The following is a 20,043-nucleotide window of genomic DNA, read 5'->3' on the forward strand; positions in this document are numbered from 1 at the left end:
CGCCCCACCGCTGAACACAGTGGCGTACATGTTCCAGCCGGAGCCGACATTGTTCCCGCCGTCCCCGGCAGTCCACTGATTGGTGCCGTCCGCCCACCCGTCATGGCGGTACCAGTGCAGATCACCCGCAGGCGTGATCCCGTAGACGACACCCGCCCCACCGCTGAACACAGTGGCGTACATGTTCCAGCCGGAGCCGACATTGTTCCCGCCGTCCCCGGCAGTCCACTGATTGGTGCCGTCCACCCACCCGTCATGGTGATACCACTGCAGATCACCCGCAGGCGTGACTGCGTAGATCACGCCTGCGCCGTCGCTGAACACGATGCTGGCGGTGTTCCAGCCGGAGCCGACGTTGTTCCCGCCGTCCCCGGCAGTCCACTGGTTGGTGCCGTCCGCCCCTCCGTCATGGCGGTACCACTGCAGATCACCTGCAGGCGTGATCCCGTAGATGGTGATCGTGGCGTTGTCTGTCATGGCTCCTCCGCTCATACCGAGACACCGCCGGCAACCAGCCAGACCGGGCCGGGCTTCTCCAGTGACCTGACGCCGTGCATGGTGCCCTCAGTCGACGCGGTTCACATCGTCCTGGAGACTTCGCGTGGGATCCGCCAGGCTCAAGCCGCCTGACTTCTGCTCACGCGGCCGGATTGACGACGGTGACCCCGGGCTCATTGACGCGCGGGGGCAGCAGTGTGACCGGACCGTTGCCCGCGTGGTCGATCCACGGGCCGACCCAGCCGTCGTTCGGCGGTGCATCGTCCCCTATGTCGGCGTTGCGGTTGATCGTGACCTGATAACTGAACGCCGGCATGTAGTCCGCCTGCCCTGTGTAGATCGTCCAGTAGCGCGGTGTGTGCTGGTCCTCGGCCGTGAAGGAGAAGGTGACGACGTCGTCTTCCCGGGAAGTACCGTCCACCCTGTTGCCGTGTGGCCTGAAGGCCACATCAGCGGTCCAATTGCCGGCCAGGTGGCCGCCGAGCATGATCGGGCCGACGCTCAGCACACCGACATGGTCACACCTGACCGGCAGGGACAGGTCGTTGGTCAGCGTTCCGTCGTTGCCGTCGATGTCCACCTCGCTCGTCTCGACACGCTGGCGCAGGTAGGAGCTGTCGGTGTCCGAGGCGGGCGGGTTGAAGACGATCTTGCGCTTCACATACATCTTGTCGGGCACCCAGCCCTCCGGCGGCTTGGCTACGTCGATGGCTGCCTTCTGGGTCATCCTGGCGAACCAGGTCGTCGAGGTGTTGCCGTCGGCGAAGGTGAGGAACGCGCTGGATGCAGTGCTCGGCGATGCGGCTCCGGGCGTCTGGGTGGCCTCGGTGGGCAGGCCCTCGGTAGGGGTCGGCGGGACCACGTCGGACGGCTTCTGCGGCCGGGAGAACGTCGTGCCGCTCCACTGCAAGGCCCCACTGGTGTTGGGGTATCCGACCTCGACTCCGACGAAGCTGACCGGGTCGCCCATCCACTGCTTCTCCGGGTCGGGCCAGTTGACGACCGGCTTGCAGGCGACGGTGATCATACGATCGAAGTCGTCGAGATACAGTTCGCCGAAGTACTTGCGCAATTGGCCAGGGTCCTTGGCGAGGAGGTCGGCCAGGCCGTCGAGCGTGCCGCCTATCGTGCTCGGTTGCAGATACCGCTGGTCGGACTGGAACTGGAAGCTGTTGGCGATGTCCACCTGGTCGTGCCGGAAGTCCATCGACACGCCCACGCCGAGGCCCCACCCGCTGCCCAGGCATCCGCCGCTGTCGGCCGGCACCTGAGCGTCCGGGATGGTCGGCATCGGCTGGAAGATGACCTGCTTGGCCTGCTCGATCCACATCGGGATGAGCATTTCGATGAACTTATTGATCGTCTTCTCTTGGTCGTCCGATCCTGGCAGTGTCTTGTCGATCTCGATGTCCACCTTGATGGCACCGGACAGTCGCATTTCGTTCCAGGTTGCCTTCACATCCGCGGACGACCAGAAGTAGTGACCCTGTGCGGCAACGGACAGATGATCGAAGACTCGGTGCCAGTCCGAGGTCATGGTCAGGGAGGTGATAGGCGCCCACATCGGGATCTGTACGTTCTCGAGGACGGCTACAAGGCTCTGGTTGGCCTTGAACCCCGCGGCAACGATTTGGGCCGCTGTCGACCCCATCATGCAGGTGAAGGAGTTCTCCGCCAGCGGGTTGGTCGCGCCGGGCCCCTGCCCCTGCATCTTCCAGAAGAACGGATCCATCCCGCCCCCGGCGGTCAGCGAACCGTCCGGGTTCATGCTGGCGTTGGTGACGCTCACGTCGTTGGACGCGATGGGCAGCGGGCGGAGGAATGCGGCATCGCCCGGCGTAGGCGCCGGGGCACTCGACCGGTACATCGTGTAGCGGTCCCCCTTGTCCTTCCACTGGTCCAGGATCTGCTGGTGTGCCTTGGGCAGCACGCCGTCGGGCGGCGCCGACGTGACGGTGAACGACAAGGCTCCACCGGTGATCTCCCGTGTCATCCCCGGGATGACACCGACCGTTGTTCCGCCGGTCTGGACTCCTGCGAAGTGCAGGAAGAAGAACTTGAGGTCTCCGTTGGGCTTCTCCGCCAGTCGGACTCCATTGGGGACCCAGTAGTAGACCGGGGGCTTGCCGACCTGCTGCATGAGGTCGTTGTGCTTGTCGGGCAGGTAGAGCAGCGTGTAATCGACACCGCCTTGACTGACCACTGTGTGCTCGAAGCCTCCGGTCCAGATCGGGCCGACGGGTTCAGGCGTGTCAATGTCTGGGAAGTCGCCGTTCATCTGAGTCTCCTTTCACTACACGCCCTGGTAGTCGCGGAGAGGTGGTCGGGATCTGCCTGTTGGGCGCGGGAGGCAGGTGTCGAAATCAATCAGCACGGTGGGTTCGCGGAGCGCAGAATGCCGTTCGGCGGTCATGCGCCTTCAGGAACAGGCTTCTTCCTTGGCTGTGCAGGCTGGACGCACCCCCGCGCCGATCACGTGGGTCCGGCTCCTCGCCGAGCCGGTGCAGCAGGCTCGGGACTCGCCCGGTACGGCCTGGGAGTGCTCGCGAAACCGGCCAAGGGCAGGCGGGATCGGCGATGACGCATCGGCAGGCACGATCTCCCGCTCGGATCGCGGGGCGCGGAGAACTCCATGATCTTGGAAGCCCGTGCCTGTCCGGTCCGGGAACCTCTCGGCTGGCGCATCGTCAGGAACCGGATGTGACGCGACTACCCCGAAGCCCTGGATCCGTAGTCAGTCAGGGTACGGGTTCATTGGGCATGCTTTCGAACGGCGGGTACCAGGGCTCGTATTCCGGCAGTTCGATGTGGGGCATGTGCTGGTGGAAGAGTCCTTCGAGGATCTCTCGCTGATCCTTGAGATAGTCATCCAGTGGAACACCCCCGCCAGGGACGGGCCCAATCGTTGGGTAGTCCGCTGGTTGGGGATTATCCGTCTCGGCAGCCTTCTGGTCTTCGAAGTCAAGACGAGCTACGCCCCCATCCTGAACTCCCTGGAAATAAGCCTGGAGGCTCTCATCGTTGAGCGGTGCCGGCGCCTGGGCAGTGCACTGCGGGGCCTCCCACCCGAAGATGAGTCCGGCCAGATACCATTCGTTGGCGGTCGCAGGCGTAGTGCTCATCATCGTCCTCCCATGATTTTGCTGTGCGGGATGACACAGCTCCGACCTTGCGGCCGAGTTGCGCACAGGGCACCGGCCGACATGTGCGCCAAAGTGCGGCGCGGCTCCGAATGTTCGCCACCCCACCGAATAGGCGAGGCAGACACACTTCAGACTTCAGACGCGCATGCTCCTGATGAGTTCGTCTCTCAAACGGTGCGGCGACATCGCGGCAATGGCCACTACTTCATCAGCTGCGCAAGTGGGCCGAGAGATGCGATGAAAGCGAGACACGTCCAGTGTCCTTCAGCCGACAGCCTTCCGCATCCGGAGGTCTGGCCCGTTCCCTCGCGTCTGAGGGGGGACGCCTTGTGCCCCCGATTGAACTCCCGACGCCCCAGGCGCAAGCCGGTCGCCACCGGTTCCCAGTCGTCCTGGAGAAAGGCTGTGCAGGAAGCTGTGCCAGTGGGCCGCGAGCAGATCAGAGACCAGACCAGCCTTTCAGACGGCATCCTGGAACCGGGCGTACCTCGATCCACGGAGCTCGGGTCTGCAAGTTCGCCCCCTTGTTGACCGCCGCCGGCCGGCAGTGCTGGAGTCGGCACGTGGACAGCATCCCCGCCAACCGGCGGCTCTGGAACCGGATCAGCAGCGCCTACCAGCACGAGCACGACCCGCACATCGGCGCCGCACCCCGGCTCTGGGGCATGTACTCCATCCCCGACGCCCACCTGCACGCCCTGGGCGACGTCACCGGCAAGCGCGTCCTCGAACTCGGCTGCGGCGCCGGCCAGTGGTCCAGGGCGCTTGCCGCCGAGGGCGCCACCGTGGTCGGGCTCGACCTGTCCGAAGCCCAACTCGCCGCAGCCGCCCAGGCGATGGGAGCGGCCCGCTACCCGCTGGTGCAAGGTGCCGCCGAACGACTCCCCTTCGCCGCCGACAGCTTCGACCTGGTGTTCTGCGACTTCGGTGGGCTCAGCTGGGCGCCCCCGCACCTGGCCGTCCCGCAGGCCGCACGCGTCCTGGACCGAGGCGGGCGCCTGGTGTTCAACGTCGCCAGCCCATGGTTCGAAGCTTGTTACGACGAAGCCGCCAGCCGCGTGACCACGACGCTGCAGCAGGACTACTTCGGGCTGAGCACCATCACCGAGGACGACGGCGCGACCAGCTATCAGCTCACCTACGGCGGCTGGGTCAAGCTCCTGCGCGGCGCGGGTCTCATCATCGACGACCTCATCGAGCCACGGCCCGAACGCGGAACACCCAACGGCTACAACGAAACCGTCCCACCCGACTGGGCACACCGCTGGCCGGCGGAACTGCTCTGGGTAACCCACAAACCGTAAGCTCCGCCGCGCGTGCAGGCCGCCCACTACGCATCCGCCCCGGGCCGCAGCGCGCCGTGCTCGCGCACCTCGTGACCGCGCCGCCGCAGCTCCGCCACGAGAAGGCGGCCCACGGGTTCGTCCATGTCGGAGGAGACGGAGATCCGCGGGTCTCGGGCCTCCGACAGAGGGGCATCGTGATGACCGTATGCGATCGGTCACAAGGCTTTTGTCGGCCATTTTTCAACCTGCGGCAGTCACCGATTAAATTCCGCCAATCTCAGAGGGGTTGATCAGAAATTGACACAGGCGATCACGCCTTGACCGATTCGGTGGTCCCCATTTAGCGTCACGGCAGACGGGGGCTCGGGGCATGCGCACTTGCAGAAACCGGGTGCAGACAATACGGGGGAAGAATCCAATGAACGACCGTCCGGTGTGGTATCGGCCGGTCGCTGCAGGGTGCACACCCTGCCGGCGCGGCCACGGACAGCGGGCAGCGGACACCGCTGCAACTCGGGTGTCCCCATGACACGCCCAGCTGCACCCTCCGGGGGCCCGGCACGCTCACGGTGCGGGTCTGAGACGTGAGCGGACTCGACGAGACGGCGCTGCTGCGGCGCATGGTGGAAACCGCGTCGGTCACCGGCCACGAGGACCGGCTCGCCCGGCAACTGGTCGACGACATGGCCGCGCTGGGCTTCCGTGCCCACCGTGACGCCGCCGGCAACGCCGTCGGCGTGCTGGGGAGCCAGGAACGGCCGCTGATCCTGCTTCTCGGCCACCTCGACACGGTGCCCGGCGACCTGCCCGTCCACGAACGCGACGGCAAGCTGTACGGCCGCGGCACGGTGGACGCCAAGGGTCCGCTCGCGACCATGGTCTGGGCGGCACTGCGCGCCTCAAAGCTCTGCGACGCCCGCATCATGGTGGTCGGCGCCGTAGGTGAGGAGGGCTCCTCGCCCGGCGCACACCATCTGCGCAGCGCGATACGGCCGGACGCGGTCGTCATCGGCGAGCCGAGCGGCGTGAGCACCGTGGTGCTCGGTTACAAGGGCATCGTGCGCTGCGCGGTCGACATCTCCCGCCCCGGCTCGCACACCAGCTCACCCGGGCCGCGAGCGGTGGAGGTCGCGGCCGAGTACTGGGAGAGGGTACGCCGGCGGCTCGCGGTGGACGGCGGTGCGCAACCCGCCTTCGACCGTGCGATCCCCGCGCTGCTCGCGCTCCACGGCGACCAGCGGCGCGCCGGGCTGCAGATCTCCTGCCGGGTACCGGTCGGCTTCGACCGGGACGGATTCCTGGACTGGCTGCGTGAACTGGCCGGCCCCGACCGGCTCACCGTCGTCGAGAGCCTCCCGGCGGTCCGTTCGCAGCGCACCGACCCGGTGGTGTCCGCGCTGCGGGCCGGGATCCGGAAGCATGCCGGGGCGCCGACCGCCAAGGTCAAACTCGGCACCTCCGACATGAACGTCGTCGGCCCGGGGTGGAATGTGCCCATCGCCGCCTACGGCCCCGGCGACTCCCGTCTGGACCACACGGACGAGGAACACCTGGACCTGGCCGAATACCTGACCGCGATCGACGTGCTGACCACGGCCGTCCAGGAGCTGGCCGCCGGGCTGACCGTCCATGGGCCGGCTCAGCGCGCCGCTGCCGGTGCCGAGCAGGAGAAGGCCCTGTGACCCGGGACGACGGCGTACGCTCCGCGGAGGAATTCGCGAACGAGCTTCCGCCGCGCCTGGCCGTGATCGCGTCCCGGATCGCCGTGGAGGAGAAGCGCATCCTCGACGAACTCGACCGGCGCCGCGTCCCTTACCACGTGCTCGATCCGCGCACGGCGGTGTTCCGCCTGGACCGGCCGAAGGCGCCCTGGTCGGTGGCGCTTGCCCGGGAGGTGTCGCATCACCGGAATCTCACGGTGGCCCGCGTCCTCGAGCACGCGGGCGTGACGGTGGTCAACAGCGCTGCGGCGATCGCTCTGTGCGGCGACAAGCTGCTCACCACGCTCACCCTCCAGGCCGCCGGACTGCCCGTCCCGCGTTGCCTGGTCACCGCCACCCCCCAGGCGGCCGTCGATGCTCTCGAGGACTTCGGCTACCCGGCGGTCGTCAAGCCCCTGACGGGATCATGGGGTCGGCAGGTGGCGCGGCTGACGGACCGGGACGCCGCCGAGGCGGTCCTCGAACTGCGCGAGGCGCTGCCCGACCCGCACCAGCGGATCACCTACGTACAGGAGTACGTGGACAAGCCCGGACGGGACATCAGAGCACTCGTCTTCGGCACCGAGGTGATCGGCGCCGTCTACCGCGTCTCCGACTCCTGGCGCACCAACACCGCCCGCGACGCACGCACTCTGCCGTGTCCGCTCACCCCGGAGCTCGAGAGCCTCGTGACGGCCACCGCGGCCGCGATCGGGCCCGGAGCCTACGGAGTCGACGTCCTGGAGGACCGCGACGGCCGGCTCCTGGTCAACGAGGTCAACCACACACCTCAGTTCCGCGGTGCCGCCGAGGCCCTCGACGTGAACCTGGCCGGCCGCTACGTGGACTACCTGGTACAGCAAATGGTGAGGAACTGATGACCGACTCACGGCTGGCGATGTTCGGCGGTCCCCGTACCGTGGAGGCCGGGGCCGGCGCCTCTCCCGAAACGGCCTGGCCGATCGTCACGGACGCCGAACGAGAGGCGGTGCTGGGGGTTCTCGACAGCGGCCGCTTCACCTCGGTGGAACGCGGCGAGGTGCAGCTGCTGGAACAGGAGTGGGCGTCCTACGTCGGCGTACGCCACTGCGCCGCCCTGTCGTCAGGTACCGCGGCCATCGAGCTCGCGCTCGTCGCCTCGGGACTGGAACCGGGCGCCGAAGTCCTGGTACCCGCCTTCTCCTTCATCGCCACGGCATCGGCCCCCCTGCTGCGCGGGCTGGTCCCGGTGTTCGTGGACATCGACCCCGTCACGTACACCGTCGACCCTGTCGCCGCGGCCGCCGCGATCACGCCGCGCACGCAGGCGATCCTCGCCGTGCACCTGCACGGGCTGCCTTGTGACATGGACGCGCTGCGCGCCCTGGCCGACCGCCACGGGCTGGTCCTCATGGAGGACGCGGCCCAGGCGCACGGCGCGACCTACCGCGGACGGCAGGCAGGGGCGCTCGGGGACGTGGCGGCGTTCAGCCTCAACGCCTCCAAGAACCTGCCCACGAGCGGAGAGGGCGGTCTCCTCACCACCGACGACGAGGCAGTGTACGAACGTGTCGTGCTGCACCGGCAGTTCGGCGAGGACCTGACGGGCCGCGGGGAACGCGCCTACCTGTCACGCGTGATCGCCGGCAACGACAAACTCAGCAGCATCCAGGCCGCGTTCACCCGCAGCCAGCTCGCCCGGCTTTCCGAGCGGCACGAGCAGCGTGACCGCAACGTGCGCCGGTTCCTGCGACGGCTGGCGGAACTCGACGGGGTCGTGACCCCCCACTGCCCGGACGACCGCACCCACGCCTGGTTCCAGCTGCGGTTGCGCTTCGACCATCACGCCATGGGCTGCCCGGACATCGCTCCGGGAGCGGTGCGCACCCTGCTGCAGCGCGCGCTGCGAGCGGAAGGCGTGCCGGTGCGGCCGTACCAGTCGCTGCCCCTGCCCGCCCAGCCGGCGGTGCGCTCCTCCCTTCCGCAGGACCGGCCCTACCGCCCCGCCGACCACCCCGCCACGCTGGCCCTGATCGAGGACTCCGTGACGATCCAGCGCTGGCACCTCAACCCGGCCGCGGGTCCGCTCCTGGAGCGTTGCGCCGACGCTTTCGAGAAGGTGTGGGGACAGCTGGACCTGCTGCTGCCCGCTGCCCGGTCGATGACGTACGAGCCGCTGTGGCGGCAGGCCGATGCGGTGGGGGTGCGGGCATGACCCGCCTCGCCGTCAGTACCGAGCAGCTGGCCGACCGCGCCCACCGGGCCCGCGAGGCCGTACTGGCGATGGGTGCGAGTGAACACGGCACTCACGTCGGCGGCAGCCTGTCGGCCGTCGACCTGCTCACGGTGCTCTACGGAACGGTGCTGCGGGTGCGGCCGGACGAGCCGGACTGGGCCGGCCGGGACTGGTTCGTGCTGAGCAAGGGCCACGCCGCCGCCGCGCTGTACGCGGTGCTCGCCGAGCATGGCTATTTCCCGCCCGAGGAGTGCCGTACGTACGCACAGCGGCACAGCCGACTGGCCGGACACCCGCTGCGCCGGCTGCCCGGCGTGGATTTCCCCACCGGCTCACTGGGCCACGGTCTGTCGCTCGCCGCCGGAGTCGCCCTGGCCGCGGCCCGCACGGGCCGGAGCAACCGTGCGTTCGTCCTGCTCGGCGACGGGGAGCTGCAGGAGGGATCCAACTGGGAAGCGATCATGGCCGCCGCCCAGCTCGGCCTGGACAACCTGACCGCCCTGGTCGACCGCAACGGCTGGCAGATCAGCGGCCGTACGGAGGAATCCGTGGGCCTGGAGCCGCTCGCCGATCGCTGGCGCAGCTTCGGCTGGTCGGTGGTCGAGACGGACGGACACGATCTGGATGCCCTGCGGTCCGTGTTCGGGGCGCTGCCGGCCGCGCCGGGCCGGCCCACCGTCGTCATCGCCAGGACCACGAAGGGCCGTGGAGTGCCCATCTTCGAAGACCGCAAGAAGAGCCACTACGTACGGCTCACCCCGCGGCTGCACGAGCGGGCGCTGGCGGGGCTGCGCGCCCGGCGAAGGAACCAGGCGTGACGGCGGCCCAGGAGAGCCCGGTGTCCGTCGACGCCTGGGCGGAGCTCTACACGTGCTCGGCCCGGGACGTCCAGCGCCGTACGCTCCTCGAACTGGCCCGGAGCGACGAGCGGATCTTCTGCGTCGACTCCGACACCGGAGGATTCGAGGACGGCTTCGCGGCCGAACTACCCGGCCAGTACGTCAACGTCGGCATAGCCGAGGCGAACCTGTTCGGCATGTCCGCCGGGCTCGCGGCGTCCGGGCTGATCCCCTTCGCCCACACGATGAGCACCTTCGCCACCACCCGCGCGTGCGAGCAGCTGAAACTGGACGTGGCGGGCAACAACCTGCCCGTGCGGATCGTCGCCACCCACGGCGGTCTCTCCGCCGGCCACTACGGCCCCTCGCACCACGCCCTCCAGGACCTCGCCATCCTGCGGACGATGCCCCACCTGACCGTCCTCGTCCCGGCCGACGCCGGCGAGACGGCCCTCGCCGTGCGGGCCGCCGCCCACCATCCCGGCCCGGTGTACATCCGGCTCGGCCGCAACGCCACCCCGCAGATCCACCGCGAACCGTACGCCTTCCGTATCGGCGCCTCCGTGCAACTGGCGGACGGCGACGACCTGACCGTGGTCGCGACCGGACCCCTGCCGGTCCACTACGCGCTCGGAGCACGGGAGCAGCTCGCGGCGCAGGGAATCGGCGCCCGGGTGGTGAACATGCACACCGTGAAGCCCCTCGACCAGCCCGCCCTGCTGCGGGCGGCACAGGAGACCGCAGGCATCGTCACCGTCGAGGACCACGTCGTCGTCGGCGGACTCGGCGGTGCCGTGAGCGAGGTGGTGAGCGCCGAGCATCCCTGCCGGGTGCGCCGGGTGGGGGTCGCGGACGGCTACCTCGACACCGTCGGCAGCGAACAGGAACTGCTGGCGGACGCCGGTGTCACGGTCGACCACATCGTGGCGGAGGCACTGACCCTGCTCGACCCCGCACGGACCGACAACCACCACACCAGGAGAAGGTGACATGGCCACAGCCACATGCCCGAGCTGCGAGAGCGACGTCGCGCTCGACGCCGCATCCCGGCAGCACGAGATCGTCGAGTGCGCGGACTGCCGCGGCGAGCTGGAGATCCTCAGCCTCGACCCGGTCCTGCTGGCGCTCGCGCCCGAGGTCGAAGAGGACTGGGGTGAATGAGACGCGGGGCCGCATGATCCGGGCGGGCATCGTCGGCGCGAGCGGCTACATCGGAGGGGAGCTGTGCCGGATCGTCCTCGGCCACCCCCGCATGGAGCTGGTCGCGCCGGTCTCGCGCAGTCTGGCGGGCCGGCGCGTCGACGGAGCACACCCCAATCTGCGCGGCCTGACCGACCTGACCTTCAAGGCCCCTGACGACGCGCCGGACTGCGATGTGGTGTTCCTCGCGACACCGCACCGCGAAACCATGGGCATGGTGGCGCACTGGGCCGGCCGGGCCGGTTGCCTGATCGACCTCAGCGCCGACTTCCGCCTGCGCGACCCTCAGGTGTACGAGCGCTACTACGGTGCCCCGCACACCGCCCCGGACCTGTTGCCGGGCTTCGTCACCGGCTGGCCCGAGCGGCATCGCAAGGAACTCGCCGAAGCCGACCGGATCAGCGTGCCCGGCTGCATGGCGAACGCCGCCGTCCTGGCGCTGTATCCGCTGACGGCCGCGGGGCTGGTCGCGGACACCGCGACAGTGGACGGCCGTATCGGCTCCAGCGGTTCCGGTTCCGGAGCCGGACCGATGAACCTGCACTCCGAACGCAGCGGCGCCATGCGGGTGTTCGCGCCCACGGGACACCGCCACGAAGCGGAGGTGGCGCAGGCGACCGGCCTGACCGTGCGCATGAGCGCCACCGGCGTAGAGGCCGTGCGCGGGGCGCAGGTGCTGTGCCGGGCCGCCCTGACGACCGAGGTCGGCGAAGCGGACCTGCGGCGCGTCTACCGCGACTGCTACGGCGAGGAGCCGTTCGTCCGCGTGGTCGCGCAGCGGCGCGGGCTGTACCGGCTGCCCGAGCCGAAGATCCTCAGCGGGTCGAACTTCTGCGACGTGGGCTTCGCCCTGGACGCCGACCGCGGTGAGGTCATCGCCGTCGCGGCGCTCGACAACCTGGTGAAGGGGGCGGCCGGCAACGCCGTGCAGTGCCTCAACATCAGGCAGGGCTGGCCGGAGCGCCTGGGGCTGGAGTTCCCCGGGCTGCATCCGCTGTGAGGCCGGGCCCGTCCGGCGGCACGCAGGACATCGTGGTGGTCAAGTGCGGGGGCAGCGGTGCGCTCGACGTGGACCGGCTCTGCGAGGACGTCGCCGAACTGACCGCGGCCGGCCGGAAGGTGGTCCTGGTCCACGGCGGCTCCGCCGAGATGGGCCGCCTCGCGGAGCAGCTCGGGATACGGCTGCGCCACCTCACCGCACCCGACGGCGTGGTGACCCGTTACACCGACGCGGCCACCCTCGACGTGCTCACCCTGGCTCTGGCCGGCCGGGTCAAGCCCGCACTGGTCGCCGCTCTCGACCGGCACGACGTCCGTGCCGTGGGTCTGACCGGACTCGACGCCGGGCTGCTGCGGGCACGCCGCAAGAAGGCGATACGGGCGGTCGTCGACGGACGCCTCACCATAGTCCGGGGCGACCGCAGCGGCCGTATCGTCGAGGTGAACGCGCGGCTGCTGCTCGGCCTGCTCGCCGCGGGCGTCGTACCGGTGGTGTCGCCGCCGGCGATCGCCGAGGACGGCGAACCGGTCAACACCAATGCCGACCGGGCCGCGGCGGCCGTCGCCGTGGCGCTGCGGGCGCGCACGCTCATCTTCCTCACGGGGGCGCCGGGGGTGCTCACGGACCCCGAGGATCCGGCCAGCGTGCTGGACACCTACCGGCTGCCCGCGGCGGGCGGACCGGCGCCGCCGTGGGTGACCGGCGGCATGACGGTCAAGCTGGTCGCGGCCCGTGAGGCGCTGCTCGCCGGGGTGCCACAGGTGTGGATCACGGACGGAGGGGCAGCCCGTCCACTGAAGGCGGTGTCCGGCGAGGGCCCGGGCACCCGTCTCGCGTTGTCCGGGCCGCCGTCGGCCACCTCGCCGTCACCGTAGGCGCAGCGCTCCCGCCTCGCGCCACAGCGAGGCCGGGGCGCCCCACCGGGTCGCCTCCACGGCTGCGACCCGGTAATGCCCTTGGACCGCGGAGTCCTTGCCGATCCCGGCGGCGCCGTGCACGTGCACGGCGTGCGCGGTGACCTGGAGTGCCAGTTCCGCCGCGTAGGCGAGCGACTGGGTGGCACCGACGGCCCCCGGCCGGCCGCCGTCGGCGTCCCAGGCGGCCTCGTGCACCAGCAGCCGCACCGCCTCGAGGTGAGCGAACTGCTCGGCCAACGGGAAGGCGACGGCCTGGTTCTCTCCGATGGGACGGCCGAACTGGCGTCGCGTCGCCGCCCGTTGGACCGCGAGCCGGTGCGCGCCGGAGGCCAGGCCCAGCAGATAGGCCGCCTGCCGGACACGAGCGCGCGCGAGCAGCGGCGAGGGCGCGCCGTCGGCCCGGTGCAAGGGCGCCGACACGGCCTGCGCCACGACACCCTGCAGCGACAGCCGCCTGATGCCTTCGCGCCGAGTGGCCGCGCAGACCACTTTGGAGGAGTCTGCGGCCACCGCTGCGAGCACCGTGCCGTCGGCGGTCCGGGCCGGTACGACGTGGAACGCGACGTCGGGCGGTGGCTCGGGCAGTGCGCAGTCGCCGTCGAGCACCCAGCCGTCGGCGGTCCGCGCCGCCAGGACGCCGGTGCCGGCGGCCAGGCCGGCGGAGACCTTGCCGGTGGCGAGGAGGGGGAGCGCGTCGGTCAGGGCGGTCGTGCGAGAGCCGGACCGCTCGTTTTCGGCGGCCTGGGCGAGTTCGGCGAGCAGCGCATGGGCCCGGTAGGAGTCGGGTGCCGCCCAGCGGCCCAGCTCCTCGCACACCGGCACGGCACAGGCCAGACCGAGTGCCAGACCCCCCACCGCGGGCGGCAGTTCCAGAGCGAACAGGTCGAGGTCGGCAAGAGTCGCGTGGACCTCGGCCGACTCCATCCGCCCGCCCGGACCCGCCAGCGGACCGAGTTCGCAGCGCACGGCCCGTGCCAGGTCCCGCTGCGCCTCGCCACGTTCGAGCCGCATGTCAGTCCACCTCCGGGGCGGCCAGGCCGGCCGGTTCGCCGGCGAACAGGAAGCCGGAGATCGTCTGCAGCATCATCTCCGACGTGCCGCCGGCCAGCGTCAGCCCCGGCGCTTCCCGGTACGCGCTGTCCAGTGACTCGGCCAGCTCGTCGGGGGCGTCCATGCCGTGGCGGGTCAGGGCCCAGCGGGCGGCCGCGGCCGCCTGCTCGCTGGCGTACCACTTGGCCGTGGACGTCCGGAGTTCGTCGAGCCGTCCCCGGTCGGCCGAGCCGGCGCAGCGCCAGGCCAGCAGAGCCGCCGCGCGCGTGGCGGCTCCGTGCCGGCCGACGTCGGCCAGCCAGTCCGCTGCCGGTCCGGGATCCGCGCCGTCCCGCATCGCGAGGTCACGGCATCCGGCCTCGAACCACCGCTCGGCGCGCAGGGCGAAATCGAAGCCGGTGCGCTCCAGCGGCAGGGCCTCGGCGAGGATCGCCCAGCCGTCGCCCACCTCGCCCACGACGGCGGTGGCGGGGACGCGTACACCGTCCAGCTCCACCCGGTGGAACTGCTCGTCGGCCATGGTGTCCAGGCTTTCCACGTGGACGCCCGGTGCGTGCAGGTCGACGAGGAACAGCGTGAGACCTTCGTAACGTGAGCCTTCGAGGGAGGTGCGCGCCACGCACAGCCCGAAGTCGGTGATGCCGCTCTTGAGGTTGAAGATCTTGACGCCGTCGATCCGGTAACCGCCGTCCACCGCGACGGCCCGCGTCGTCAGCGCGCTCAGGTCGGAACCGACCTCGGGCTCGGTGTACAGGACACTGGCGAAACGCCGGCCGACCGCCAGCTCCGGCAGCACCCGCTGCTTCTGTTCCTCGGTTCCCACGAGCAGCACCAGTTTGCCCACGGTCTGGATGCCGTTGACGAACAGCGTGTCGGGTACGCCTGCCCGCATCATCTCCTCGACGGCGACGGCCGCATGGGCGGCGGTGCGGCCCTGCCCGCCGTACCGGCGCGGCCAGTCCACCCCGAGCAGTCCCCGTTCCCCGAGCAGGCGGTAGAGGTCACGTTCGTCGGGCTCGCGCTCGCCGCTGGTCCGTAAGCGCGCCAACTCGGCGACGACGGGGACGGACCGGAGCTCCGCCTGGACCCGCTCCCGGAAGTGCGACTCGTCGGCACTGTGGCCGAAGTCCATATGTCTCCCCCGTGTGTGGATCACATGTGGCCCACCTTTACCGGCAGTTGGCCGGTGCCGACGACGAGCGTAGTACATGTGATCGAGATGCGACCCGGGGTTCGATCAGAGTGTTACGGTGGGCGAATGCCGCGACGTGACCGGACGGCTCATGACGGTGTGCACACGCTGTCTGCCGCTCAGCAACGGCAGTGGGTCGCCGACCAGTTGGTCACCGATCCTCCCGACCACGTGGTACTGCGGTGGCGCATCCACGGCCCCCTCGACACGACAGCCCTGCGCTCGGCGATGACCGCCCTGGTGGAACGGCACCCCGCGCTGCGCACCCGGCTGACCGCGAACGAGGCCGTGCCGCGCCGGACGACCTCCGCCGACCCGGCGTACGATCTGTCGCTCCCGCCCGGGCCGGCGGCCGGCGTACCGAGGGGGACCGTCGACGTACCGAGGGGGACCGTCGACGCAGTGCTGCGGCAGGCGTGCGACCTGACGGCCGGCCCGCTGGTGCGCGCGGTCGTGAGCACGTCCGACGGCGATACGACGCTGACCCTGGCCGTTCCCCGCCTCGTCTGCGATCCGCATTCCGCCGGGGTGCTGCAGTCCGATCTGGCGGCCCTGTACCGCACAGCCCTGTCAGGTGCACCCCTGCCCGGGACACCGGCGCGACGGTTACCGGAACAGCGGTCCACACCCGATCAGCGGGAAGCACGACTCGACTTCTGGCGGCGCCGGTTGGCGCAGCTGCCGCCCTCGGCGGAGTTGCCGGCCGACAAGCCCCGGCCGACGGTGCACAGTCAGCGCGCCCGCAGCGTCCTCCTCGACGTCCCCTACGAGCTGGTGCACCGGCCGGGCGACGAGGAGTCCACCGAGACGGCGGCCTTCACCGCCTTCGGAGCCGCTCTCGCCGCGCTCCTGATCCGTTACGGAAGCTCCCGCGACATCGTGTTCGCCACACAGACCCCCGGCGCCCGACCGCCAGGGGGCGAGGAAGTCGTCGGCTGTCTGGCCGATCTGCTCCCCCTGCGGATCGACGGCTCCGACGACCCCTCCCTGCGGACCCTGGCCGAGCGGGTCCGCGAAGCCGCGAGGTCTGCGGTCGAGCACTCCGCCGTCCCCTTCCAGCAGTTGGTCGCCCACCTCGCCCCGGACCGCGATCCGAGCCGGCATCCCCTCGTCCAAGTGGCCCTGGACGTAAGGCCGCACGCGCGGCACTGCGCCGCGGCGCCTGACTCGGAAACAGCTGCGGGGCTGCTGCGGCCCGAGCTCGTCGCCTCTCCCCGCTCCCCGTTCGACCTGTCGGTGACCGTCCTGTGCACGGGGGACGCCTACACGGTGGGATTCGCCTGCAACGCGGACCTGTTCACCGCCGACGCCCAGGAGCGCATGGCCGGCCACTTCCTGCGGCTGCTGACCGGCGGGCTCACGCATCGCGACCGTCCTGTGTCCCGACTGGCCATGCTCGGCCCGGCCGAGTGGCATGCGGTCGGCGGCGCCGCCGACCGCACTCAACCCAGCCGCACGGCCACCCTCCTGGACCTCTTCGAGGAGCAGGTGGCCGCCGCCGGCGACGCGACGGCCCTGTGGAACCCGCCGTATCGGCGCTCCTTCTCCGAACTGGGAGCAGCTTCCGATGAGTTGGCCGACCATCTGGTCGGCCTCGGCATCCGCCCGGACGACCGCGTCGCCATCCTTCTGCCGCGGGGTCCGGAGCAGGTGGTGGCGATGCTCGCCGTCCTCAAGGCGGGGGGCGCCTACGTTCCGCTCGACCCCGCCCACCCTCTGGACAGGATCGAGTTCGTCCTGCGCGACAGCGAGTGCCGGCTGGCACTGACCGATGAGGAGCTGTCCGGACGGCTGCCTGCGGGCGTCGAACGCCTGTACGTGGACGCGCCGTTGCCCGCCCGGGCCGGGCCTGCGGTGCGGCGACCGGCCGTCTCGCCGGACAACCTCGCCTACGTCATCTACACCTCGGGCTCCACGGGCGTGCCCAAGGGCGTCGCGGTCACCCATCGCTGCGTCGTACGCCTGGTCCGCGGCCTCGACCAGGTCGACGTCCGTCCCACGGACACGCTGCTGATGCTCGCCCCCACGGTGTTCGACGCCTCGACGTTCGAGGTGTGGGGCGCCCTGTGCAACGGAGCCCGGCTGGCCCTCTACCCGCCCGGTCCGGTCGGACCGCGCGAACTCGCGGGGGAACTGGAGCGCTTGGGGGTGACCGTGCTGTGGCTGACCGCTCAGCTGGCGAACCTGGTGGCTGATGCGCACCCGCAAGCGCTGCGCCCGTTGCGCACCCTGGTCGTCGGCGGCGAGGCCCTGTCCGTGCCGCATCTGCGCGTCCTGCTGGAGGCCCATCCCGATCTGAGCATCGTCAACGGCTATGGACCGACCGAGACGACCACCTTCGCCACCACGCATCCCGTCGTCGCGGAACAGCTCGACGAGGCCACCGGAGTCCCGATCGGCCGTCCGATCGGCGACACCCGCTGCTATGTCGTCGACGCCGCCGGCCACCCCGTGCCCGTGGGCGTCCCCGGTGAACTGCTGGTCGGAGGAGCGGGTGTGGCCCGCGGGTATCTGCGTCGCCCCGGCCTGACCGCCGACCGGTTCGTCCCCGACCCGTTCGGGCCGCCCGGCGGCCGTCTGTACCGCACGGGAGACCTGGCTCACCGGCGCGCGGACGGGTCCCTCGCGTTCGTGGGCCGGATCGACGACCAGGTCAAGCTGCGGGGCTTCCGCATCGAACCGGGCGAGGTCCGCGCGGTCCTGGCGGGCCACTCGACCGTGCGCGACGCCTTCGTCACCGTCCACGGCGACGGACTCGCGGCCGGGCTGGTCGCCTACGTCGTACCGGTGAACCGGGGCGAAGCGGCCGACGCGGCGCTGCGGGACCACCTGCGCGAGCGGCTGCCCGAGCCGTTGATCCCGGGTCGGTTCGTGTTCCTGGACCACCTGCCGTTGACCCCCAACGGGAAGGTCGACCGCCGGGCCCTGCCGGACCCGCTGCCCGGGCACCGGGCAGCGGGGCGGCGCCGGGCTCCCGGCTCGCCGTGGGAGAAGACGGTGGCCGAGGTCTGGGGCACGGTGCTGGGCCTGTCGCCCGACGACACGGGCAAGGACTTCTTCGCGCTCGGCGGCACCTCGCTGGACCTGCTGCGGGTGGCCGCCGAGCTGGCGCCGCGGTACGGCGCCCCCGTGCCGCCGGAGATCCTTTTCCGGCTGCGCACGGTGGCGGAACTCGCGGCGGCCCTGGAAGCCGGCGCGGTCAGCGCATCGGACCGCCGGTGACGTACAGCGTGTGCCCGGAGACGAACCCGGCGTCCTCACCGACGAGGAACGCGACGGCGTTCGCCACGTCCTCGGGCCGGCCCACGCGGCGCACCGGCGTCTGCGCGGCCACCATCTGCTGGAGCCGGGTGAAGTCCATGCCCAACCGCTCGGCGGTCCGGGCCGTCATGTCGGTGACGACATAGCCGGGGGCCACCGCGTTCACGGTCACCCCGTAGGGGCCCAGCTCGATGGCGAGGGTCCGGGTCAGGCCGTCGATTCCGGCCTTCGCGGCGGAGTAGTTGGCCTGGTCACGGTTGCCCAGCGCCGAGGAGCTGGAGAAGTTGACGATGCGTCCCCAGCGCTGTTCCAGCAGATGGGGGCGGATCGCCTGGCACATCAGGAACGGTCCGCGCAGGTTCACGTCGAGGACGGTGTTCCAGTCGTCGAGCGACAGCTCCTCCATCGGCCTGTCCCTGATGACGCCGGCGTTGTTGACCAGGATCACCGGCGGGCCCAGCTCGGCTTCGACGGTGGCCAGCGCATCCTTGGCCTGATCGGGATCTCCGACGTCGGCGACGACCGCACAGGCGGTGCCCCCGGCCGTGCGGATGCGCTCCACGGTGTCCGCGGCGGTCCGGGCGTCGAGATCGAGGACGGCGACCGCGGCTCCGTCGGCGGCCAGGCGCAGCGCTGTGGCGGCGCCGATGCCGCGCCCGGCACCCGTGACGATCGCCACACGTGAGGACGTCATGCGTCCATCGCCTCCATCCGCCGGCGCAGGCTCAACGGCCGCATGTCCGTCCAGACCTCTTCGACATGAGCCAGGCACTCTTCCTTCGAGCCTCGCACGCCGCTCTCCCGCCAGCCGGCCGGGATGTCCCGGTCCGTCGGCCAGATCGAGTACTGCTCCTCGTCGTTGACGACGACGGTGTACGACTTCACCTCGATGATTCCTCGTCTTTCGTAGGGGGGCCGGGCGCGTGCGGCGCCGGCTGCCCGGCCAGGGAGGCGCGGATGATGCGCGCCACCTCCTCGCCCTGCCCGACCAGGTAGAAGTGGTCTCCGGGCAGCCGGTGCGAGGTACAGGTGTCGTGGGTCATGGTGGCCCACTCGTCCAGGTCCCATCCGGCCGGCGTGGGGTCGTCCTTGCCGTTCAGGACGGTGATCGGCGCCTGTACCGGTGGCCCCGCCACGAAGCCGGTGAGCACCAGTCCCAGGTCGGCCCGGATCACCCGCAGCACCATCCGCCGCAGCTCCGGATACTGCAGCAGCGCCTCGTAGTTGGGTGCGCCCGTGGCTCGCAGCGCGTCCAGGATGGTCTCGTCGGGCGCGTCGGTCGGGAACGACGCCTCCGGCCGCTGGGACGGCCCACCGTGGCCGGAGACGAACACATGAGCCACCGGGGTGCCGGCCCGCTCCAGCGCCCGGCACAGGTTGACCGCGAGCACGGCGCCCATGCTGTGGCCGAAGAGGGCGATCCGGTTGAAGCCGGCCCGACGCACCACGTCGGTGAGTTCGGCGATGAGAGTGGGCTGGTCGGTGAACGGGGGTTCCGCCAGACGCGTCTCGCGGCCCGGTAACTGGACCGGAACCACGTCGACATCGGGCTCCGCCGCAGCCAGCCAGGCACGATAGCTCGATCCGTTGCCGCCGCTGTGCGGCAGGCACAGCAGCTGGGTGTCGCCCCAGGCGCGGTCGAGACCGCCGAGGAACCAGCGGTCCACGTCGTCCAGGGCGCTGCCCCGTTCGACATCGGCCCTCATGCTCCACCTCCGTTGTCGCCAGGATTCGGATAGGTC

18 protein-coding genes and 1 pseudogene are annotated in these 20,043 nt (G+C 70.6%); 10 read left to right on the forward strand and 9 right to left on the reverse strand.

Translation table 11 applies throughout. The annotated features are described in order from the left end of the window. The 3 genes from Sri02f_RS08605 to Sri02f_RS08615 form a co-directional block, all read right to left on the reverse strand. The coding region (locus Sri02f_RS08605; RefSeq protein ID WP_245970542.1) for a tachylectin-related carbohydrate-binding protein at positions 1 to 477 on the reverse strand (477 nt) is incomplete at its 3' end. Between the two features lie 160 nt (positions 478 to 637). Then, positions 638 to 2,776 (reverse strand): hypothetical protein, encoded by a 2,139-nt coding sequence (locus Sri02f_RS08610; RefSeq protein WP_109000509.1) that lies wholly within the window; start codon positions 2,774 to 2,776, stop codon positions 638 to 640. 460 nt (positions 2,777 to 3,236) lie between these two features. Then, the gene (locus Sri02f_RS08615; protein WP_109000510.1) at positions 3,237 to 3,623 is read right to left on the reverse strand and encodes a hypothetical protein; all 387 of its coding nucleotides are present in this window, start codon (positions 3,621 to 3,623) and stop codon (positions 3,237 to 3,239) included. A gap of 581 nt (positions 3,624 to 4,204) precedes the next feature. Here Sri02f_RS08615 and Sri02f_RS08620 point away from each other — a divergent pair. Next, complete coding sequence (locus Sri02f_RS08620; protein WP_109000511.1) at positions 4,205 to 4,945, forward strand: class I SAM-dependent methyltransferase; 741 nt, start codon at positions 4,205 to 4,207, stop codon at positions 4,943 to 4,945. Positions 4,946 to 4,974: 29 nt separating this feature from the next. Here the strand turns inward: Sri02f_RS08620 and Sri02f_RS08625 are convergent. Then, a pseudogene (locus Sri02f_RS08625) lies at positions 4,975 to 5,070 on the reverse strand (RpiB/LacA/LacB family sugar-phosphate isomerase); the annotation flags it as partial. A gap of 441 nt (positions 5,071 to 5,511) precedes the next feature. On the opposite strand from Sri02f_RS08625, the gene Sri02f_RS08630 reads away from it, so the two are divergent. From Sri02f_RS08630 to Sri02f_RS08665, 8 genes are read left to right on the forward strand one after another with little or no spacing between them, the layout of a single operon-like run. After that, positions 5,512 to 6,609, forward strand: a complete 1,098-nt coding sequence (locus tag Sri02f_RS08630; protein WP_109000512.1) for a M20/M25/M40 family metallo-hydrolase — start codon at positions 5,512 to 5,514, stop codon at positions 6,607 to 6,609. Continuing rightward, positions 6,606 to 7,505 (forward strand): lysine biosynthesis protein LysX, encoded by a 900-nt coding sequence (gene lysX / locus Sri02f_RS08635; protein WP_218029860.1) that lies wholly within the window; start codon positions 6,606 to 6,608, stop codon positions 7,503 to 7,505. The genes Sri02f_RS08630 and lysX overlap by 4 nt, the downstream gene beginning before the upstream one ends. Beyond that, entirely contained in the window at positions 7,505 to 8,821 is a 1,317-nt protein-coding gene (locus Sri02f_RS08640; RefSeq protein WP_109000513.1) for a DegT/DnrJ/EryC1/StrS family aminotransferase, read from the forward strand. The genes lysX and Sri02f_RS08640 overlap by 1 nt, the downstream gene beginning before the upstream one ends. Further along, complete coding sequence (locus Sri02f_RS08645) at positions 8,818 to 9,660, forward strand: transketolase (RefSeq protein ID WP_109000514.1); 843 nt, start codon at positions 8,818 to 8,820, stop codon at positions 9,658 to 9,660. The genes Sri02f_RS08640 and Sri02f_RS08645 overlap by 4 nt, the downstream gene beginning before the upstream one ends. Continuing rightward, positions 9,657 to 10,670: a transketolase family protein gene (locus Sri02f_RS08650; RefSeq protein ID WP_109000515.1), complete on the forward strand. Its 1,014-nt coding sequence runs from the start codon at positions 9,657 to 9,659 to the stop codon at positions 10,668 to 10,670. Before Sri02f_RS08645 ends, Sri02f_RS08650 begins: the two co-directional genes overlap by 4 nt. A 1-nt stretch (position 10,671) precedes the next feature. Further along, complete coding sequence (lysW, locus tag Sri02f_RS08655; protein WP_109000516.1) at positions 10,672 to 10,842, forward strand: lysine biosynthesis protein LysW; 171 nt, start codon at positions 10,672 to 10,674, stop codon at positions 10,840 to 10,842. Positions 10,843 to 10,855: 13 nt separating this feature from the next. After that, positions 10,856 to 11,881 carry an N-acetyl-gamma-glutamyl-phosphate reductase gene (argC, locus tag Sri02f_RS08660; protein WP_109000517.1) on the forward strand — a complete coding sequence of 342 codons (1,026 nt, stop codon included), beginning with the start codon at positions 10,856 to 10,858 and terminating at the stop codon, positions 11,879 to 11,881. Positions 11,882 to 11,913: 32 nt separating this feature from the next. Further along, complete coding sequence (locus Sri02f_RS08665) at positions 11,914 to 12,756, forward strand: [LysW]-aminoadipate kinase (protein ID WP_307721027.1); 843 nt, start codon at positions 11,914 to 11,916, stop codon at positions 12,754 to 12,756. Here the strand turns inward: Sri02f_RS08665 and Sri02f_RS08670 are convergent. Then, a complete protein-coding gene (locus Sri02f_RS08670; protein ID WP_109000518.1) occupies positions 12,748 to 13,809 on the reverse strand; it encodes an acyl-CoA dehydrogenase family protein in 1,062 nt (353 codons plus the stop codon). The genes Sri02f_RS08665 and Sri02f_RS08670 overlap by 9 nt on opposite strands. A 1-nt stretch (position 13,810) precedes the next feature. Then, entirely contained in the window at positions 13,811 to 14,980 is a 1,170-nt protein-coding gene (locus Sri02f_RS08675) for an acyl-CoA dehydrogenase family protein (protein ID WP_109000519.1), read from the reverse strand. Between the two features lie 126 nt (positions 14,981 to 15,106). On the opposite strand from Sri02f_RS08675, the gene Sri02f_RS08680 reads away from it, so the two are divergent. Then, entirely contained in the window at positions 15,107 to 18,262 is a 3,156-nt protein-coding gene (locus Sri02f_RS08680) for a non-ribosomal peptide synthetase (protein ID WP_159106682.1), read from the forward strand. Here Sri02f_RS08680 and Sri02f_RS08685 read toward each other — a convergent pair. From Sri02f_RS08685 to Sri02f_RS42630, 3 genes are read right to left on the reverse strand one after another with little or no spacing between them, the layout of a single operon-like run. After that, on the reverse strand, positions 18,240 to 18,995 hold the full coding sequence (locus Sri02f_RS08685) for an SDR family NAD(P)-dependent oxidoreductase (protein WP_109000521.1): 756 nt from the start codon (positions 18,993 to 18,995) through the stop codon (positions 18,240 to 18,242). The genes Sri02f_RS08680 and Sri02f_RS08685 overlap by 23 nt on opposite strands. Then, positions 18,992 to 19,186: an MbtH family protein gene (locus Sri02f_RS42625; protein WP_305793846.1), complete on the reverse strand. Its 195-nt coding sequence runs from the start codon at positions 19,184 to 19,186 to the stop codon at positions 18,992 to 18,994. The genes Sri02f_RS08685 and Sri02f_RS42625 overlap by 4 nt, the downstream gene beginning before the upstream one ends. Further along, a complete protein-coding gene (locus Sri02f_RS42630) occupies positions 19,183 to 20,007 on the reverse strand; it encodes a thioesterase II family protein (protein WP_159106683.1) in 825 nt (274 codons plus the stop codon). Before Sri02f_RS42630 ends, Sri02f_RS42625 begins: the two co-directional genes overlap by 4 nt. Positions 20,008 to 20,043 lie beyond the last annotated feature (36 nt).

It is taken from the genome of Streptomyces rishiriensis (genome assembly GCF_003112535.1).
GTDB classification, from domain to species: Bacteria; Actinomycetota; Actinomycetes; order Streptomycetales; family Streptomycetaceae; genus Streptomyces; species Streptomyces rishiriensis.

Bases quoted from the DNA above. Each gene is read 5' to 3' on its own strand.
- lysW (WP_109000516.1), top strand. From the start codon at position 10,672: ATGGCCACAGCCACATGCCCGAGCTGCGAGAGCGACGTCGCGCTCGAC.
- Sri02f_RS08685 (WP_109000521.1), bottom strand. From the start codon at position 18,995: ATGACGTCCTCACGTGTGGCGATCGTCACGGGTGCCGGGCGCGGCATC.
- Sri02f_RS08670 (WP_109000518.1), bottom strand. From the start codon at position 13,809: ATGCGGCTCGAACGTGGCGAGGCGCAGCGGGACCTGGCACGGGCCGTG.
- Sri02f_RS08615 (WP_109000510.1), bottom strand. From the start codon at position 3,623: ATGATGAGCACTACGCCTGCGACCGCCAACGAATGGTATCTGGCCGGA.
- argC (WP_109000517.1), top strand. From the start codon at position 10,856: ATGATCCGGGCGGGCATCGTCGGCGCGAGCGGCTACATCGGAGGGGAG.
- Sri02f_RS08680 (WP_159106682.1), top strand. From the start codon at position 15,107: ATGCCGCGACGTGACCGGACGGCTCATGACGGTGTGCACACGCTGTCT.
- Sri02f_RS08640 (WP_109000513.1), top strand. From the start codon at position 7,505: ATGACCGACTCACGGCTGGCGATGTTCGGCGGTCCCCGTACCGTGGAG.
- Sri02f_RS08645 (WP_109000514.1), top strand. From the start codon at position 8,818: ATGACCCGCCTCGCCGTCAGTACCGAGCAGCTGGCCGACCGCGCCCAC.
- Sri02f_RS08610 (WP_109000509.1), bottom strand. From the start codon at position 2,776: ATGAACGGCGACTTCCCAGACATTGACACGCCTGAACCCGTCGGCCCG.
- Sri02f_RS42630 (WP_159106683.1), bottom strand. From the start codon at position 20,007: ATGAGGGCCGATGTCGAACGGGGCAGCGCCCTGGACGACGTGGACCGC.
- Sri02f_RS08675 (WP_109000519.1), bottom strand. From the start codon at position 14,980: ATGGACTTCGGCCACAGTGCCGACGAGTCGCACTTCCGGGAGCGGGTC.